Raw genomic sequence first — 19,835 nt, 5'->3', positions numbered from 1 at the left:
AAAAAATATGATTTTTTAAAATTAATTAAAAAAAAAAACTATTTTTACTTTACCAAATCAAAAATTTGATACTATGAAACTAAACTGTGTTGTTGTTGATGATAGTTCAATACAAAGAATGATTATTGCAAAACTGGTTAATAATCATACCAATTTAAATTTAATCGGAGATTTTTCAAATGCAATTGAGGCCAAAAGCTGTATGACTGTCCATACCGTTGATTTAATATTTCTTGATATTGAAATGCCTGTAATCAGCGGTTTTGATTTTCTTGACGGTTTAAAAACCAAGCCTCAAATCATTTTCATTACTTCAAAAGCTGAATATGCGATGAAGGCATTTGATTATGATGCAACCGATTATTTACAAAAACCAATTTCTATTGAACGATTTAATGCTTCTGTCCGCAGAGCGATTGACCATTTTCTTCTTAAAAAAGAAAATAAAGAAGACGAAGGAGAACATATTTTCATTAAAAGCAATCTAAAAAAACTAAAGATATTTACTTCCAAAATTAAATGGATTGAAGCTTTTGGGGATTATGTAAAAGTAGTAACCGAAGATGACAGCAATCTTGTGCTTTCCACAATGAAATCATTTGAAAATGATTTATCGAAAGACAAGTTTATTAGAGTACACAAATCCTACATAGTAAACATCGATAAGATTGACCGTTTTAACAGCAAATTTGCCGAAATCGGAGTAACAAAAATCCCTTTGAGCAGAAACAAAAAAGAAGATTTAGTAAAAGCACTTGCTTATTCTTAAAAACAATATTTTAGTAAAAATCTACATTTACAGTAACCTTAATGGATCTGTACTGAGAGACAGCCTCAAAACTATTTAGTATCTTCTGAATAGTTTTTTTTGTGCCAATAATTGAAGTGTTTTGAGGAATTTTAATAATTATAGTTCTGATATATTCATTTCGGATTCTACTAATAGCTGGTTCTTCAGGACCTAAAACGGGCATTGCAAGGTTCTGGCTCAGCACTTGATACAGCCACATAGCACCTTCTTTTAGTTTATCAAAATCACGCTGCTTCAAGGTCAGTTTTATAATTCTGAAATATGGCGGATACTTATATATTTGCCTGTCGTATAATTGCTCATTATACATTCCTATATAGTTTGAATGGGTAACTTGCTGTATCGTATTGTGATTTGGATTATAAGTTTGAATGATAACTTTTCCTTTTTTATCCGATCGTCCGGAACGTCCAGCAACTTGGGTCATCATTTGAAAGCTTCGCTCGAATGCTCTAAAATCAGGATGGTACAGCATCGTATCGGCATTCATGATACCAACCAAATTGACGTTATCGAAATCCAATCCTTTGGCAAGCATCTGGGTACCTACCAAAATATCAATCTCCCGATTCTTGAAACTATCAATTATCTTTTCGAAACCAAATTTTCCTCGTGTCGTATCCTGATCCATTCTGCCAATTTTAGCATTTGGAAAAATGGTTATCAGCTCTTGCTCAATCTGCTCTGTTCCCAATCCTTTTGTAGTCAAATCTACACTGTGACAGGCATGACAATGAGTTGGATTAGCAATAGAATAACCGCAGTAATGACAGCGCAATTGATTTTTATGCTTGTGATAAGTCAAACTTACATCGCAAGATTGACAATGAGGAACGTGACCGCAGGTAATACATTCTATAATTGGCGAATATCCTCTTCTGTTTTGAAACAAAATCACTTGTTCTCCAGCTGATATTGACGTAGTGATTTCTTCTATTAAAACATCACTAAAATGTCCGTTCATTTTTTTTCGAAAGTACTTATCTTTCAAATCAACCAACAGAACTTCAGGCAGCGTTGCATTCCCAAAACGCTTTGAAATTTCAACAAAACCAAATTTATCTGATTTTGCATTGTAATATGTCTCGATACTTGGCGTTGCCGAACCTAAAAGCACTTTAGCCTGATGAGCATGGGCCAAAACAATAGCCGAATCACGAGCATGAAACCTAGGAGCGGGATCTGACTGCTTAAAAGTCTGCTCATGCTCTTCGTCAATAATTATAAAACCTAAATCGTAAAAAGGCAAAAACAAAGCCGATCTGGCACCAATTATAATTTGAGCTTTTTCAGCATTTAATAAAACCTGATTCCAAACTTCCACCCTTTCATTATTGCTGTATTTAGAATGAAAAACAGCTACTTTATTTCCAAAGTGCGCTCTGATTCTGGAAACCAATTGAGCTGTTAAAACAATTTCCGGCAATAAGTACAGCACTTGTTTTCCTATTGCTAAATATTCTTCTATAAGTTTAATGTAAATTTCAGTCTTTCCGCTTGAAGTAATTCCGTGTAAAAGACACACCGATTTTTGCTCAAAACTTTCTTTTATCGATTCAAAAGCTTTTTGCTGATCTAAACTCAACTGGAGTTCATCTTCTCTGGCTTTTCCTGCAAAATTGATTCGGTCTTCCTGCAAAAAATACTCTTCTAAAATTTCTTTTTCGATTAATGCTTTAATAATTGCAGGAGTGGATTGAGCTGTCTCAGCCAGTTTTTTTACTGTAATCGGCTTTTTCTCAGTCGCGCTCAATTGGAAATAATTCAAGACTATTTCCTTTTGCTTATTGGCACTTTTTAAAATTTCGAGTAAATCCTTTAAGCCTTGATCCGAATCGTATTTTGGATGCAGCCGAACATATCTGACTAATTTAGGCTTGTATGTTTCCTGAAGTTCTTCCTGCAGTACCAAAATATTTTTATCTATCAATTTTTGAATAACTGGAAAAATGTTCTTCTTATTCAAAATTGAGATAATATCCTGTATTTTTAACGAACTCTGTTGCTGTAAGGCTTCATAGATTAAGTACTCATCATCAGAAAGCTGAGTTTCATCAACAAATAAATCATTTTTTCTCGTTATCAGCGTTTCACTTTCTAACAACAAAGCGCTTGGCATGGCATTGCGGTACACATCACCTATGGCACACATGTAGTAATCGGCAATCCACAACCAATGATTGATTTGAAACTCTGTTACCAATGGAGCTGTATCTAAAATTTGATGAATTTCCTTGGCCTCGTATAAAGTTGGCGTGTTATTATGAATTTCAATAACTAAAGCCGTATAGATTTTGTTTTTCCCAAAAGGTACCGTAACCCTCATTCCTTTTTTTATAAAAAGAAATTCAGCCTCCGAAACTCTGTATGTAAAAGTCTTGGTAAGTGAAAGCGGTAAAACAACTTCTACAAAATGCATTAATAATTTTAGATTTAGATTGTCTATTTTGAGTTTTTTAGTATTACAAACCCAAAAATAACATTATTTCACTCGATACCAATATTGAGTTCTTCCAAATAAAGAAACACCAATAAAGCCTCTAACTTTTAGTTTATCTTTTTCATCAAGTGTAATGAAACATTTATACTGTTCCCCTTTTAAAGGATCCAAAATTTTTCCACCATTATATTCATCACCATCTTTCACAAGACCTTTAATAATTATTAATCCTAAAATTGGAGCATTTTTATCCTCATCCGAACATTTTACACAAAGATCTTTTCTCTTTTTCGGATTTATTATGTCAATAATTTTCCCGTAAATTTTTCCTGATTTTTCATAAATTTCAACAATTGATTTGGCCTGACCTGTCTCGTCATCAATGGTTTTCCATTTCCCTAAAACCGTCTGTCCCTGAACATTAAAAATCATCAAAAAACACATAACCAAACCAAATAGGACACTTTTTTTCATTTTTTCTTAAATTATTAAAGCAAACATTTTATTATTCGAAATTAAATCCCTCAATTCCTACTTGAATTACTCTTGGCAAGAATACAAAATTCCATTTAAACAATACCATTTATTATAAAACTTTAATTCTCCAATTTGCCCTTTTTTAATTTACGAATTGTTGCATTCAATTCAAATCCCAATAATAAAATCATACAGTTAATCCAGATGTAAAACATCATAATCAATAATGTCCCAATCGAACCGTACAGTTCATTATACTTTGAAAACCGCAACACCCAAATTCCAAAAAAATAGGATGAAATAACTATAAGTACTGTAGTAAAAACCGAACCAACACTGATAAATGGCGGTTTATGAGACTGCTTAGTCCCGTATCGCAATAAAACAGAAGAAGTTATCAGAATCATCAATATTACAAAAATATATCTTCCTAAAATAATCAACGGTATGCGGTCACTCAATACATCTTGTATCGCTGTACTTTGAATCACGACCTCAAAAACAACAATAATTGCAACTGTCAAAAGTAAAAGAACAGAAAGCAGTAATGAAATTCCCAAAGCAACGAAATATTGGTTCAAAAAACCTCTTTTTTCCAAAACATGACGGGAAGATTCAAAGCCACCAAGGATTCCGTTTATGCCATTTGCCATCAAGAAAATAGACAGGAAAAATCCCGAAGACACTAATCCTGTATGACTATTATTAAGAATATCGTTAATGATATTGGCAATTGCATCATAGGTATTTGGCGGTACTCCTTCCTTAACAAATTGAAGAAAATCCCCTTGAAATCCTTCAATTGGTATGTAAGGAATTAAGTTTAAAATAAATAACGCAAAAGGAAACAGCGCCATAAAAAAGCTGAATGCAACCGCACTGGCATGATAGGAAAATGCTCCGTCTATGATTCCCTCAAAATATAATTCCAATAAATCATAGAACGAAAAGCCTCTCAAACCTGGCATTTTAATCTTTTTCAAGTTATGCATCAGGCTTCTTATAACTGGGATTTTTTCGATTTTTGCCTCGATCTTAAATGTCATAACCTTAAATTGCTTTCAAGCTTAAATCCATGTTATAAACCGAATGCGTTAACGCTCCCGAAGAAATATAATTAACACCGCATTCTGCATAAAACCTCATCGTATCTTCATTGATGTTTCCTGAAGATTCGGTTTGGCATTTGTTACCGATTAAAGCAACTGCAGTACGGGTATCTTCATAATTGAAATTATCAATCAGAATTCTGTGTACTCCTTCACTTTTTAGAATTTCTTCAATTTCGGCAAGATTTCTGGCTTCAACAATAATTTTTAAGTCCAGATTATTTTCTTTCAGATAAGCTTGTGTTTTGGCTATTGCCAATGTAATTCCTCCTGCAAAATCAATGTGATTATCCTTTAGCATAACCATATCGTACAATGCAAAACGGTGATTTTCTCCGCCTCCAATTGTTACAGCCCATTTTTCGGCAACACGAAATCCCGGAGTGGTTTTTCGGGTATCCAATATTTTTGTATTTGTTCCTTTTAACAATTGCACAAAACTGTTTGTTTTGGTAGCTATCGCACTCATACGCTGCATAGTGTTCAACACCACTCTTTCGGATTTTAGAATAGACTGCGAACTTGCCGAAACATGAAAAACAACATCCCCTTTTTTGACTGCCGTACCATCTTCAATAAAGGTTTCTATCTGCACAGTAGGATCAACATATTCAAATATCATTTTTGCCAAAGCTACTCCAGCAATAATACCGTCTTCTTTTACCAATAATTTTGCTTTACCCATTGCCTTTTCAGGGATACAAGCTAAGGAACTGTAATCTCCAGAGCCAACATCCTCTCTAATAGCATTTGCAATTAATATCTTTAATTCGTTTTGAAACTGCTCTTCAGTAATCATTTTTTTGTTCTTTAATATAGAATGCTAAAGTAGGATTTATTTTGTGCAATAAAAAGCAAGTCTGTTTGAAAAGTTTGAGTTTTTACATTTATTTATGACAGATCAATATTTGAATTACTAACTGTTTCAGTATGTAAAGCTTCGATTTTTTCGCAAAAAAAACCTGCAGGATTTATATTCGCTGCAGGTTATTGTTGAATCATAAATGATAATACGAAAAATCTAAACTCGATTATTATCTCCAGCGGTTGAAACTATACCTAACAGATTAAAAAAACTGTTAGGATAAACGTTTCATTTTTTATTAACTTAATAACAGCGGACTATAATTAAACCTTGAATTGTTTTTTTTGAATAATGGCAAAAAAGCAAAATATTCCCTTTTAGCCCCGATTGCAGTGAAAATCCTTTGTGGGCTGGGGTTCAGCCCACAAAGATTGAAACGGAAAGCGGGACTAATGCCGGCTGAAAAAGCCTAATCTTTCTGCTCCAAAAAATAATAATAGAGTTCAGGTAAAATTATTCTATGCCATTTTGATCTATCAAATAAATCAGGGCTGTCATTGTCGCTGCGCCAAGTTCCAGCTCTCTTTTATTAATTGCATCAAACTTATCATTCGCTGCATGATGATAGTCAAAATAACGCTGCGAATCTGGTTTTAAACCGGCTTTGACAATCTTTTTAGACGTTAAATGTTCAATATCTGATCCTGCATGACCTATTGTGAAACTATGAACTAAATAAGGTTCAAAAAAATCTTTAAATCCTTGTATCTTTTTGAAGCTAACATCATCTGCTTCAATAGAGAAACCTCTTGGAGTAAACCCGCCAGAATCACTTTCTAAAGCAAAAACATGATTTTCGTTCTTTTGCTTTGCTTCTTCTTCATATTTTGCTCCGCCTTTTCCACCATTTTCTTCATTCATGAATAAAACCACACGAATCGTATTTTTAGGCTTGTAATTTACATTTTTAAGAATACGGATTACTTCCATACTTTGTACTACTCCTGCTCCATCATCTTGAGAACCATCAGCTAAATCCCAAGAATCAAGATGTCCTCCAACTACCATAATATTATCGGGACGTTCTGTTCCTGTTAGTTCACCAATTACGTTATGAGACAACACATCTGGCATTGTCTGGCATGATAGTTTGAAATAAAATTTCAGTGTTGGGTTCTTTTTTAAGGATTCACTCAATAATTCAGCTCCATTTGTACTTATTGCTGCAGTCGGAATATATTTCTCTTTTGGAAGATCACCATAACTTTGTGCTCCTGTATGAGGAAAATCGTCTAAACGTAAATTCATTGAGCGGACAATAGTTCCTACAGCACCAAATTTCGCTGCTTCTTTTGCACCAGCAAATCTTTGGTCAACACAAGCTCCATAAGAGACAAACGTTTCAATGTTTTCAGGATTCATTGGGCGATTGAAAAACACAATTTTCCCTTTTACTTTATCCCCTAATTCATTTAATTCTTTTATTCCCTTAACTTCAATTACCTCAGCAGTAAGTCCAGTTTTTGCAGTTCCAACTGATCCGCCTAAGGCGCAGATTGGCACAACAGTTTTGGTTCGGTTGTTTAAAATATAAGCAGTTTCTTTTTCTCCGCGAACCCAATGAGGAACTATTACTTCCTGCAGATATACTTTATCAAGACCAAGACCTTCTAACTGTGACTTTGTGTATTGAACCGCAGCTTCTGCATTTGCAGATCCAGACAGACGGCTTCCGATCTTGTTAGATAAATGTTCTAACCAAGAATAACATTGAGATTCGGTTAAAGCTTTTTTATAAAATAGCTTAATGCTATTTTCATCATTTGACTGTGCAAAAGATGTCAATCCGTTTAGAACTAAAACAGTTAAAAGAATTGTTTTTTTCATAAGTAATATTCTTTTATTGGTTATCAAAACCCTTTTTTGGGCTAAAGCAAAGAAACAAAATTCTAAACAACCAAAAGGAATTTATCTGCTGACTTTTCTCAAAATCTAAAATTATTTTATCTCAATAATCTTATTTTTTGATCCAATCCCATTTTCATTAAAAGACTCAATCGCAAAATAGTACTTTGTTCCTTTATCTAAACCTCTAAAATCATAAGAGTTATCTCCATAAACCATAATACTGTTGTATAATTTATCAGGTGCAATTCCGTAGTAAATAGTGTATCCGGTGGCCTCTTTCTGTTTTTTCCAGGAGATAATTGCATTACGGGAATCAGATGCATTTCTTTTGACTTTAATATCAGTTACAGCCTTTGGGTTTTCTAATAAACCATTTCCAAAAACTCTAAAATCACAAACAGCAAACAAACCAGAAGCATTATGAATGTTAACCATTTTTATGTAACGAGCCTTAATTGATTTTGTTAGTTCAACATAATCGTGAGGCACATCTTTATCATTGTTTGATTTATCAACTACTAAAGTCCAATTTTTGGCATCGTCAGACATATAGATTTTATACTGATAATAAATATCCATCGCTTTATTGTACTGAGTTGCTTTATGATCTGCATAATTAATTTGCAACGCCTTAATTTCCATCTTTCTCCCTAAATCAAGCTGTAGCCATTCACCAGGTTTATCTGTCGTTGCCGACCAATACGTCTGAATATTTTCATCGGTTAAATTCGAAGCGTCATAACAGATTTTTTCAAACACTTTTTTGCCTCCATTGTCAACTCTGTGTGTTTCCACATCCTTGCATTCCTCAGAAGAAGATACTGTCACAGACTTTTTATAAGAAAGTAGCATCCAGCCTGATGATGCTCCTTTTGTTTGATCTCGCTGTCCTGTTGGAAGCACTATTGGAAAATCTCCATAAGAAGTAATAGAATACATGACATCATCTTTGTCAAATCCAGCGGGAAACATATCAATTCTTCGTTCAAAACGGTCTTTTATTGAGATTTTACACGTTCCGGTATTCCAATAATTGCCATAATTATCGGCAAAAGTATTTCCATGTCCGGCACCGATTACAAAACCTCCAGGCTTATAGGACATCGGATTGTGTTTTTGATATACAAATGGACCCAAAGGATTATTTCCAACATGAACACCATTTGCATAGCCTTTAAATTCGGTTGCAGGAGCACCATACTGCATATAATATTTCCCATTGTGTTTCGTCATCCACGCACCTTCAATAAAATTTCCCCAAGGTGCAGGCTCCATGTCATTATTAGGACCAAAACGTTCCCAACCATGCGATGCAGGATCTAAGCCAACAACTGCTTTTGCTTCCCCATACGGCTTCTGAATATCTTCAACTTCAGTTGCCGCATATAGTTTTGCATAATCATCCTGATTCCCTTTTGGAAGCCACGTTTTATAATCTACTTCAACCCCAACAAGAGGTAATTTTCCGCTTGATCCATAATACATATAGACTTTTTTATCATCATCCTGAAAAATAGCAGGATCCCAAGTGGGCAACATTGCTGTATTTACATGTCTTGTCCATCTTCCTGATTTTGGGTCGGCTGTTTTCCAGATTGGATGATCTTTTTTCCAAGTTGAACCTACGTAAAATAAAGTATCATTAACAACCCAAGCTGAAGGCGCACATTGGTCATCATCACCTGGGTTTCTTTGAAAACTGCCATACACAAATTTCCAATCGGACATATCCTTACTCCAAAAAAATCCAGCCTGATTCGTTGCAAACAAATAATATTCTCCTTTATAAGTAATAATCACAGGATCTGCACTTGAACGGCGGGATTCGGGAATACCATTATGATTTTGGGTCGTATAATTGTAACCTATATTTATTGGATTGCAATACGTTGTTGCTGGTTTATTAGGATCAAACCATTCTGTTTTTCCACTATTATTTTGAGCTATATTAATTTGGTGTACCAATAACAATAGCGCTATTAAATGAAAATTTTTCATTTTTTTAAATTTTTAAAAGTTACTAAACTAAACCATGATAGCATAAAACTCATTGATTTGATTGCTTTTAATCTGTGGCGAAAATATTTTAAAGGCTAAAGAAATTTTGCTAAAGTGCTTTGTTTTTCATCAATTTCTTGACTAATAAAAAGCCCTTCGTCTAACCAAAAAACGAAGGGCTGAAAAAACTACTAACCAAATTTAATCTACTAAATTGAAACTAACTTTCTTGTCTGCGCTTGAGTTTCCACCAACAAAAACTTCAAACTGTCCAGATTCAGCAACAAATTTTAAATCCGAATTATAGAATTTCAGGTCTTCTACAGTGATGTCAAATGTTACTGTTTTCTTTTCACCTTTTTTAAGCGTTATTTTTTGAAAACCTTTAAGTTCTCTAACAGGTCTAGTTACAGATCCAACAACATCTCTTATATACAATTGAACCGTTTCTTTACCATCATAATTTCCAGTATTGGCAACCTCAACAGTTACAGTTACCTTTCCATTAAAATTCATTTTATCAGATGAAATTTTAAGGTTAGAATAATCAAAATTGGTATAGCTCAATCCATAGCCAAAAGGAAATAAGGGTTCATTTCTTTCATCTAAATAATTAGATCTGAATTTTTCGAATTTACCTTCTGTGTTCGATAAAGGTCTTCCTGTATTTTTATGAGCATAATAAATTGGCACTTGCCCAACGCTTCTTGGAAATGTAGTAGTTAATTTCCCCGAAGGATTTACATCGCCAAACAAAACATCGGCAATTGCGTAACCAGCTTCACTACCGGCAAACCAAACATTCAAAATAGCTGGAACAGTTGCATTTTCGTCATTTAACACTAATGGACGACCGTCAAATAACACGAGTACTAAAGGTTTTCCTGTTTTTAATAATTCATTCAATAAATCCTTTTGCGCTTGAGGAATTTCTAAATTGGTACGACTGCTGCTCTCTCCGCTCATCTCAGCAGATTCGCCAAGTGCTGCCACAATAACATCGGATTGATTGGCTACTTTTAAAGCTTCGGCCAGCATTTCTTCTTTAGAGCGTTTATCTCTGTTTAAGGTTTTACCAAACATCGTTGCATTGGTTTCAAAGGTTTCATCATAATCCAAATTACTACCTTTGGCATACAGCACTTTGGTTGATTTCCCTGCAACTTTCTGAATTCCTGCCAATAATGAGATACATTTTTCCCCATTGGTAGCTACGCTCCAAGTCCCAGACATATTGTTTTTGGCATCCGCCAATGGTCCAATAAGCGCAATTGTTCCCGATTTTTTCAAAGGCAATAACTGATTGTTGTTTTTTAGCAAAACCAATGATTGTGAAGCTGTTTTTCTAGCTTCATCTCTGCTTGATGCTGTAAAAATTTCAGTTTTCGATCTTTTTTCATCACAATATTTATATGGATCTTCGAATAATCCCAAATCATATTTGGCATTCAAAATAAGAGTCACCGCATTATCAATCTGCTCAATCGTAACTTTTTTTTCATCCAATGATTTTTTCAAAGTGGTTAAGAAACCTTCTCCAACCATATCCATTTCAACTCCAGCATTCAAAGACAAAGCCGTTACAGCCTGCAAATCGCCCATTCCATGCGCAATCATTTCGGGAATACCCGTAAAGTCAGTTACTACAAAACCTTTGAATCCCCATTGTTTTCTTAAAACATCAGTCATCAGCCATTTGTTTCCAGTGGCAGGAATACCATCAACTTCATTGAACGAAGCCATAACTGATCCTACACCAGCATCAACAGCTGCTTTATAAGGAGGGAAATAATCATTGAACATTCTGATATGGCTCATATCCACCGTATTGTAATCACGGCCTGCTTCTGGCGCTCCGTACAAAGCGAAATGTTTAACACATGCCAAAATCGTATTATTCTTAGAAAGGTCATGCTGTTGATATCCATTCACCATTGCTTTGGCAATTTGGCTTCCCAGATATGGATCTTCCCCAGAACCTTCAGAAATTCTTCCCCAGCGAGGGTCACGTGAAATATCTACCATAGGAGAAAAAGTCCAGTTTATCCCATCGGCACTTGCTTCCTGTGCCGCAATTTGAGCACTTCTTTCAATTAAGTTCATGTCCCAAGTACAGGATAATCCAAGAGGAATAGGAAAGGTAGTTTCGTAACCGTGAATTACATCCATACCGAAAATCAAAGGGATTTTCAAACGGCTTTTTTCGACTGCAATCCGCTGTACTTCTTTTACTTTCTGAACTGATTTGATATTAAATAATCCACCGACCTTGCCTTCTTCGATCTTTTTTGCAACATCAGAACTATTGGCCTGACCGGTGGTTATATCTCCCGAAGTAGGTAAATTCAATTGCCCTAATTTTTCTTCCAAAGTCATTTTGGATAACAGCTCGGCTACAAATTCGGTTTTTGGTTTTATTTTAACGGCTTTTTTATTTTCTTTCTTTTGGCTGTAGCCAAAAAAAACAGAGCCTAGGAGTATTACAATTACTATTTTTTTCATTTTTTATTTATTTTATTTTGCTTCAATATCCAAGCGTATGTTTCTGGGCTGTCATAAACTTGAGTCCAACAATCATGACCTGAATCATTGAATAGCTTTAACTCAACATCTTTATTACATTTTTTTAATTCTTTATAAATGGCAATATCATTTTCAACAGGAACTACATCATCAAGCAAACCGTGAAAAATACGAGTGGGAATTGCTCCCATTTTACAAATTTCTTCTAATTGAATGATGTCGACAAAACCCGAAACTGGCATTACTGCAGCAAACATTTCAGGATATTTTAAAGCCAGACTCCAAGTTCCCCATCCTCCAGAACTTAAACCGGTTAGATAAATTCGGTTAGAGTCAATATTGTTTTCTTTCTGAATTTTTAAAATCAGTTCATACAAAATATCTGGATTCCATTGTTCACCTTCCGGACATTGTGGCGCAAGAACATAAGTATCCATTTCATAGTTTTTTAAATATTTGAAAGGACCATGAATTTTCACTTTCTCCACATCAGAACCATTCTCGCCAGAACCATGCAAAAAAACAAGCAATGGCTTTTTCTCTTTAATGTCAGCAGGAATATGCAATGCATACCCCAATTCCTGTTTTTGCACAACCTCTATTTTAGCATTACCAACAATATCCTTTTGTGCAAAAGTCAATAGTGAAAACAAAAAAAATGGAATTATGATTTTATATTTCATATCCAGATTATATTAAAATCCATACTTTCCAGAATGAAAACCAAGATTCAGCAAACCTTGTTTTACCTCAGGCGCATTCATAAATAACTTCCATAACAAACCCGTGCGATGATTTTCAATCATTGGCGCAATCGTTCCTTGGTCTATTGCGAGATAACCAGGCGTAACCCAATTATAATGCGGAGAAAAAGCATCGTAAGGACCTGCAATTCCTACATAAGTGCTTTTCTTTTCATCGTATAAATAATGTAAAAACTTCATGCTTTCCACAGGAGTAAAAGGAAAAGCAGACAAAGCTGCGGTTGGAGTAATAACCCCTGTATCGTTCAAAGGCTGGTGAGCTGTGTAACCTGTTGTACCATCTGGATTTCTGGTATAACTCGCTGTAAGCCCCCAACATTTTTCAGAATATCCATTCCATTGCTTTGGATTTGCAATACAATATTTATTAATGATTTTGGAATGATTTTGGGTTAATTCCCAGTAATTCGCATACTTATCTGTTAACTGACTTGGATCAAGTCCTAAATAGGAATACTGAGCCCAAAACAAAGGGCCTACATTACCTGTAGCTCCATTATAATTGAATATTACCGGAAGTCCATATTGAGTAGCTCCGTTTACAATTGCTCCGTTTCTAGCCCAAGCTTCATGATAAGCCACAGCAGGAATGGCATGTGCAATAGATGAAGCCCCCAAAATATAGGTAATCAAACATTCATTATAGCCTTCTAATTTGAAATTCATTTCCCAGCCATAATTAGGAGACCAGTGCCAATACATTGCATTTTCGCCTTTGGTATACCAATTCCATTCAACTCCTTTCCATAAATTATCGGCTTTTGAAGCCAATGCTTTCTCTGGTGTATTTCCGTTTTTAAAATATTCTCTAACAATTAGCAGTCCTTGGCATAAAAAAGAAGTTTCTACAATATCACCTCCATTATCTTTGGTTCCAAAAGGAATAACATGACCTGTTTTACCATCTATCCAATGTGGCCAAGCGCCATGAAAACGATCAGCATTTTCAAGGAAAGTCATAGCCGTTGTTAATCTGGAAACTGCCTCACTTCTATTTACAAAACCGCGTTCTACTCCAACAATTATAGACATTAGCCCAAAACCAGAACCGCCAGTTGTAACGATATTTTCTTCAAAACCAGGATCCTCAGTAAGATAACGCTCTCTTGCCAATTTGGAGTTAGTTTCGGCATAGTCCCAAAAATATTTAACAGCATCTTTTTGAACCTGATCCATAGCTTGTTCATCGGTCAAAACGGCTACAGGTGTTGTTGGAGTTGTTGGCAATGGAGTGCCTTCACTATTTCCCTCGGGTGTTGATGAAGAACAGGAATTGAAAAAACTCAAAAAAACGAATAAGAATAGATGACTTTTCATTTTATAAAATGTATTAATGGCTAAAAAATACACACCTGATTTATTAACTTTATCAGGTGTGTAAATGAATATCTATCTGTTGTCTTTTTCTAATTTATAAAGAGCTGTAACTTCATTGTCAGCTAATGCCACATCATAAATTCTAAATTCATCCATTAGACCTGTATAATGAAGCATCCAGCCATCGGCGTTACCCCAAGGAGCTCCTAAATGCTGCTGATAACCGCCAATAATGAATTTTGAAACTTCAGAATTAGCTAACTCACCATAAGGTCCGCCACCAGTTAAAGGATCACTCGCATATCTTTTCGAGATTGTAGCTGGTAAATCTAATTTTACACCATCTATATATATGCTATATGTAGAACTTGTTCCGTTGTAAGTCCAAACCACATGTTTCCATGCTCCATACATATTCTTCAAAATATTATCCCCATTATGCTCCGGAAATTGTCCTGCCCAAGGAATACTAGGTGTGACATCTTTTTGAATATGATTTTTTAGAAACATCGAAGTATTTGAATTACTCTGTTCAATCAAAGAAAAAATATTTCCCCAAAAATCTGTTTTTTTAGGCAACATGAATAATGATTGTGCACCTCCTGTATGAGTTTCCGTTTTTATCCACATTGAAACTGATATACTCTTAACATTTATTACAGAACTTGATACGTTATTGTAAGCTATAAATGCTGTTGGCGATCCTTTATAAGCCTCACCTTTTATACCAGCTTCATAAGTTACATCGGTTGCTACTCCGCCTGTGATTCCATTTTTTGAATCCGCAATGTTTCCATCAAAACTAAATTTAGTCACTAAATGATCTTTAGCAATTTCATCTGAATTTTCATAGCCACCAATCGATTCATAAGGAATTGGGACGTTATCTTTATCTATACTATCCTCATTACAGCTTACAAAAAGCTGCATGGCTATAACCGAAGAAAATAAGAAAATATATTTATTTTTTTTCATTTTACTTTTTTTAAAAATTAATTATAACCCGGATTTTGCTGAGACAATCCACCAGCCTGTTTAATGAATATCGCTGGAATTGGAAACAATTCGTTTTTACCTTCTGTAAAAACTTTATTATCTATCGCAAATGCAGCTTTGGCTTGACCTGTTCTTACTAAATCGAAGAATCTATCATGTTCAAAAGCCATCTCTACTCTTCTTTCTCTCCATATCGCTGTTCTGATATCTCCTTGAGAGCTAAAAGTCGTATTTGCTAATCCAGCTCTATTTCTAATTTGGTTTAACAAAGGAATAGCGGTCGAGGTTTGACCCAATTCATTTAAAGCTTCGGCCTTCATTAATAAAACTTCAGCGTATCTTAGGTACTTAATATCAACATCTGTTTCCCAAGCATCAGTGTAAGCTGAAGAATAAGCTTTGTAGTTGTATCTATCGTTTTCAACTGTTGTTGGCACTACTCTACCATCATACAAAGTTGTTCCTTTAAAAATAATTGTAGCATTTTTCCTAACATCTCCAGACTCATAAGCATTTACTAAACTCTGAGATGGCGTATTGAAACCCCAACCCCAGCCACCAGTACCACGAGCACCTTGTGTATTAGAATAACCCTCAATTCCTTTTGCAGGAGCAGTACCTTGAGCGTAAATTTCGAAAATAGATTCTGAATCAAATTTTCCTGTGGCTTTATACATAGACGCATAATCACTTACAATTGAGTAACCAGTAACCTTATTACAATTATCAATCACTTGTTGCCATTTTTTTTGATACAAACTTACTTTTGCTAATAAAGCATAAGCAGCACCTTTTGAAGCTCTTGATCTTTCATTTACTGAATAAGCAGATTTATCTGGCAATGCAGCAATTGCATCATTCAAATCACTTTCGATAAATGCATACACTTCAGCAGAAGTTTTTCGGGTTAATTGCATGATTCTATCAGAATCTGAACCAGGAACCGGTAAATGATCTACAATTGGAACTCCACCGTAGCATTTTACCAAAGTGAAATACATAAAAGCTCTTAAAAATTTAGCTTCGCCAATTAATCTAGCTCTTAAATTTGGATCAGCCTTATCTAATTTTGGAATAATGTTTAAGGCTTGATTACATCTATTAATTCCATCATAATTTGCAATAAAAGTACTTTCCGCAGATGGGTTTGAAGCATTATAAGTCAACGCATCCAGTACATCCTTATCTGTACCTGTATCTCCAGGTGAAGAACCTTTGTCTGCATCATCAGAGGTAATACTTGAAAGACCTATCCATCCGAATGAAGTCATATCCCAATTCAAGAATTTATTATAAATGGCTGTAACAAACTGAGCTGCACCCGCATCATTATTATATAATTCTGTATCTTTTGTAGAAATAGATTCTGTTTGGTCTACATCTAAATAATCGTCTGCACATCCCGCAAAAAAGAACGTTGAAAATACAAACGCTGCTATATATATCTTTTTCATTGTATTAAAATTTTAAATTAGCACCAATTACAAATGATCTTAAAGTTGGATAAGCATCTAACTCAACACCTTGGGTTCCGTAAGGATTTCCATCTCCGTTTAGTTCTGGAGAGAAACCAGAGAATTTTTGTGTAATAAATGGATTAATAGCGTTTACATAAAATCTGCATGAGCTAATAAAATTATTACTTTGAATTGGCAGTTTGTATCCTAATGTAATATTGTTGATTCTAAAGAAATCTCCAGACTCTAAATAATAAGTAGAAGCAACTGGTACTTGGTTGAATGGTGCAGGGTTTGAAGCTGTTAAGTTATTTGGTGTCCAGAAATCGGTAGCGACTCCATTTTCAATATTTTCTCCTGAAAAACGCTGTGCTTTTTTACCATTATAAACTTTAGCACCGCTAGTTCCATATCCATCAACTGAAAAATCGAAGTTTTTATAAGTAAGTCCTAATGTTACTCCGTAGTTTGATTTAGTCAAACTAGATCCAACATATTTTTTATCTGTATTTGCGTTTAATGCATCTTGAGTTACTTTCTCGCCTGCTGCATTATAGTACAGCATTTTACCATTGGTGCTGTCAAAACCTGCATATTCATAAATATAAAAACTTCCTAACGGCTGACCAACTGTAGTATTATCAAGCAATTTAGTATCTTGACCGTTACCTAATCCTCCTCCAACAAGTTGAGTTAAAATAACATCTTTTAAACCTGTAAGTTCATTTTTGTTGTTCGAAAAATTACCTCCAACCCAATAACTAATATCATCATTGATTTTGTCATCCCAACGCAAAGAAATTTCATATCCTTTGTTAGAAACTTCTCCAACGTGTGCTGGCGAAGCCGCTGTAATTCCAGAAGTAAAATAAGGCTTAGTATTTAAAATTACATTTGATGTATTTTTATCATATACATCAAAAGTTCCTTTTAATCTGCTGTCTAATAATTCAAAATCTAAACCAATAGAAGATTCTTCAGTTATTTCCCAAGATAGACTAGGGTCAATTTGAGAGCTGATAGTTGTTCCTTGATTTAAAATTGAACCTCCTAAATAAGCATTTGGACCAGAAGTATACGATTGATTGTTAAGCGGTACGTTTTGATTACCTAATCTACCCCAGCCACCTCTTAATTTCAGCATGTTGATTGCTTTCACATCTTGCATAAAACTTTCCTTGGTTATAACCCAGCCTAAACCAAAAGCCGGGAAATTACCCCAACGGTAATCTTTACCAAAATTTGAAGAACCGTCACGTCTAAGAGTTCCGGTAAACAAGTATCTATCCATTAATTTGTATTGGAAACGTCCAAAATAAGATGCCAGCTTTGTTTCGTTAAAAACCTCATCTTGGTAACTTGTAATATTTGTTTCATAATCATTATCTCCTTTCAAAGACCAATAATTAGAATTAGCATTTACATTTTTTCTAGCAATTGTCAGTTTCTCTCTCGGACCTCTTACTGAAGTCTCGATACCAGCGGTTAGCTCAACATCATGAATTTCATTAAAAATTTTGTTATAGGTCAAGTAATTAGATAAATTCCAATTAAAATATTCTTCTCTGCCTTTGGTCAATAAATTTATATTAGCATTTGGAAATTCCTTTTCATAATCAGTTGACACCTTATTAGGGTTTGCTGCTAACCAAATATTTTTAGTGTCATCATAATTGTATTGTTTCCATGTATAATACTCACCATTAAATTGTGAAGTAAATTTTAATGATTTTATAATTTCATAATCCAATTTTAATCCTCCTTGCAAGGTTATGCTTCTTTGCTGTTCGTCAAAAAAATTCAATTGAGCTGCTGGATTTCCTACATTGTTAAATGAAGATCCTGTCTCGCTTGCAAAACCATCATCACCAACTCGAGAAACTCCATATTTGCCATCAGGAAAATAAACTGGCACAATTGGTGATTGTTTGTATGCATTTGTAAAAGCACTTAATGGCTTAGGTGTAGATTTTGCAGATGTAAAACTGAAATTTTGATTTAAAGTCAATTTTTTAGAAATTTTATACTCATTATTATTTCTAAAAGTTGTTCGACCATAATCTAAACCATTTAAAACCGCTTTTTCTTCGTAGTTTCCTAAACTGAAAAAGTATTTTATATTTTCTGTAGCTCCAGAAACAGATAAATTATTTTGATAATAAATACCCGTTCTTGTAATTTCGTCAAACCAATCTGTATTTACAGGCTGATCCTGAGAAAAAACAGTTGACTGCAATGCTGCATTTGAATAATACGCATATTTATTACTACCCGCCATTTTTACTTTTTTAAGCGGCTCTCTAATACCGGCATAACTTTCAATTTCAACAGAAACTTTGTCTCCTTTACCTTTTTTAGTTGTAATAATGATAACTCCGTTTGCCGCTCTGGTACCATAAATCGCAAGTGCAGAAGCATCCTTCAAAATTTCATAAGACGTAATATCGTTTGCATTAATATTATTGATATTTTCTGATTGCATTCCATCAACAATATACAATGGGGTTCTGCCTCCTAAAGCAGTACCTAAACCTCTAATTATTACCGAAGGTGTACTACCCGGCAAATCAGATGAAATCACTTGAACACCCGCCGCTTTACCTTGAATTGCCTGAGAAGCATTCAATACTTTAGTTCTGGTTATTTCTTCTGTCTTTATAGAAGAAATCGCAGTTGTGTTATCTACTTTCTTTCTGGTACCATACCCAATGACTACTACCTCTTTTAGTTCGGTGTCTTTGGATTCTTTCATAGTTATAGTCATCGGTTCTGCAGTTGCCGCTATAGACACTGCATCAAAACCGACTAAACTTATTTTTAATATCTGCCCCACTTTGGCATTAATATTAAAAGTTCCATCGAAATCAGAATAGGCAGAAACATTAGAATCTCCCGCAACAATAAATGCTCCGGGAACTCCCATTCCATTCAGATCCAATACTTTTCCTTTGATTACTTGACCAGACATATAGGCTGGAAGCAGAATGAGTGCTAAAAAGCTAAAAATAAAATTTCTCATAGGTTTATTAAACGTTTAAGTTAGTCCAGCTAAATTAGACTAATACAACGTTGTAGTAACTGAAATGGCACTACTACACGAATACATCAAATCGTATTTTTTTGTTTTTAAACCCTTGTATTAAAGGAGTTAAGATAGATTACCAAGTACCACGTCCAAGGGCAATGATGTAGCAATGATGTATTGTTATTCTGTAATAAAAACACAAAAT

Annotated in this window: 13 protein-coding genes; 1 reads left to right on the top strand and 12 read right to left on the bottom strand. The window is 34.5% G+C overall.

Going from position 1 to position 19,835, the window contains the following annotated elements; genetic code table 11:
* The first annotated feature begins 73 nt into the window (after positions 1-73).
* Positions 74-769, top strand: a complete 696-nt coding sequence (locus CLU83_RS02925; RefSeq protein ID WP_077370383.1) for a LytTR family DNA-binding domain-containing protein — start codon at positions 74-76, stop codon at positions 767-769.
* 10 nt (positions 770-779) lie between these two features.
* Here the strand turns inward: CLU83_RS02925 and priA are convergent, their stop codons facing one another.
* The 12 genes from priA to CLU83_RS02865 all read right to left on the bottom strand — a co-directional run bounded on the left by priA (position 780) and on the right by CLU83_RS02865 (position 19,624).
* Positions 780-3,230, bottom strand: a complete 2,451-nt coding sequence (priA, locus tag CLU83_RS02920; protein WP_100430235.1) for a primosomal protein N' — start codon at positions 3,228-3,230, stop codon at positions 780-782.
* 63 nt (positions 3,231-3,293) lie between these two features.
* The gene (locus tag CLU83_RS02915) at positions 3,294-3,725 is read right to left on the bottom strand and encodes a DUF2147 domain-containing protein (protein WP_100430234.1); all 432 of its coding nucleotides are present in this window, start codon (positions 3,723-3,725) and stop codon (positions 3,294-3,296) included.
* A gap of 122 nt (positions 3,726-3,847) precedes the next feature.
* Positions 3,848-4,774, bottom strand: a complete 927-nt coding sequence (locus CLU83_RS02910) for a YihY/virulence factor BrkB family protein (protein ID WP_100430233.1) — start codon at positions 4,772-4,774, stop codon at positions 3,848-3,850.
* Positions 4,775-4,778: 4 nt separating this feature from the next.
* Complete coding sequence (gene nadC / locus CLU83_RS02905; RefSeq protein ID WP_100430232.1) at positions 4,779-5,636, bottom strand: carboxylating nicotinate-nucleotide diphosphorylase; 858 nt, start codon at positions 5,634-5,636, stop codon at positions 4,779-4,781.
* 519 nt (positions 5,637-6,155) lie between these two features.
* A complete protein-coding gene (locus CLU83_RS02900; RefSeq protein WP_100430231.1) occupies positions 6,156-7,529 on the bottom strand; it encodes a M20/M25/M40 family metallo-hydrolase in 1,374 nt (457 codons plus the stop codon).
* A 111-nt stretch (positions 7,530-7,640) separates the two neighbouring features.
* Positions 7,641-9,548 (bottom strand): discoidin domain-containing protein, encoded by a 1,908-nt coding sequence (locus tag CLU83_RS02895; RefSeq protein ID WP_100430230.1) that lies wholly within the window; start codon positions 9,546-9,548, stop codon positions 7,641-7,643.
* 201 nt (positions 9,549-9,749) lie between these two features.
* A complete protein-coding gene (bglX, locus tag CLU83_RS02890; RefSeq protein WP_100430229.1) occupies positions 9,750-12,050 on the bottom strand; it encodes a beta-glucosidase BglX in 2,301 nt (766 codons plus the stop codon).
* A complete protein-coding gene (locus CLU83_RS02885) occupies positions 12,047-12,754 on the bottom strand; it encodes a prolyl oligopeptidase family serine peptidase (RefSeq protein WP_100430228.1) in 708 nt (235 codons plus the stop codon). Before CLU83_RS02885 ends, bglX begins: the two co-directional genes overlap by 4 nt.
* 12 nt (positions 12,755-12,766) lie before the next feature.
* On the bottom strand, positions 12,767-14,152 hold the full coding sequence (locus tag CLU83_RS02880) for a glucoamylase family protein (RefSeq protein ID WP_100430227.1): 1,386 nt from the start codon (positions 14,150-14,152) through the stop codon (positions 12,767-12,769).
* Between the two features lie 72 nt (positions 14,153-14,224).
* Complete coding sequence (locus CLU83_RS02875; RefSeq protein WP_100430226.1) at positions 14,225-15,127, bottom strand: LamG domain-containing protein; 903 nt, start codon at positions 15,125-15,127, stop codon at positions 14,225-14,227.
* Positions 15,128-15,144: 17 nt separating this feature from the next.
* On the bottom strand, positions 15,145-16,602 hold the full coding sequence (locus CLU83_RS02870) for a RagB/SusD family nutrient uptake outer membrane protein (protein WP_100430225.1): 1,458 nt from the start codon (positions 16,600-16,602) through the stop codon (positions 15,145-15,147).
* 4 nt (positions 16,603-16,606) lie between these two features.
* Positions 16,607-19,624, bottom strand: a complete 3,018-nt coding sequence (locus CLU83_RS02865) for a SusC/RagA family TonB-linked outer membrane protein (RefSeq protein ID WP_100430224.1) — start codon at positions 19,622-19,624, stop codon at positions 16,607-16,609.
* Between the last annotated feature and the right edge of the window lie 211 nt (positions 19,625-19,835).

The organism is Flavobacterium sp. 1 (assembly GCF_002797935.1).
In the GTDB taxonomy this organism is placed as follows: Bacteria; Bacteroidota; Bacteroidia; order Flavobacteriales; family Flavobacteriaceae; genus Flavobacterium.
Note: the sequence above shows the minus strand (reverse complement) of the source record. Positions and strands in the feature narration are given on the sequence as shown.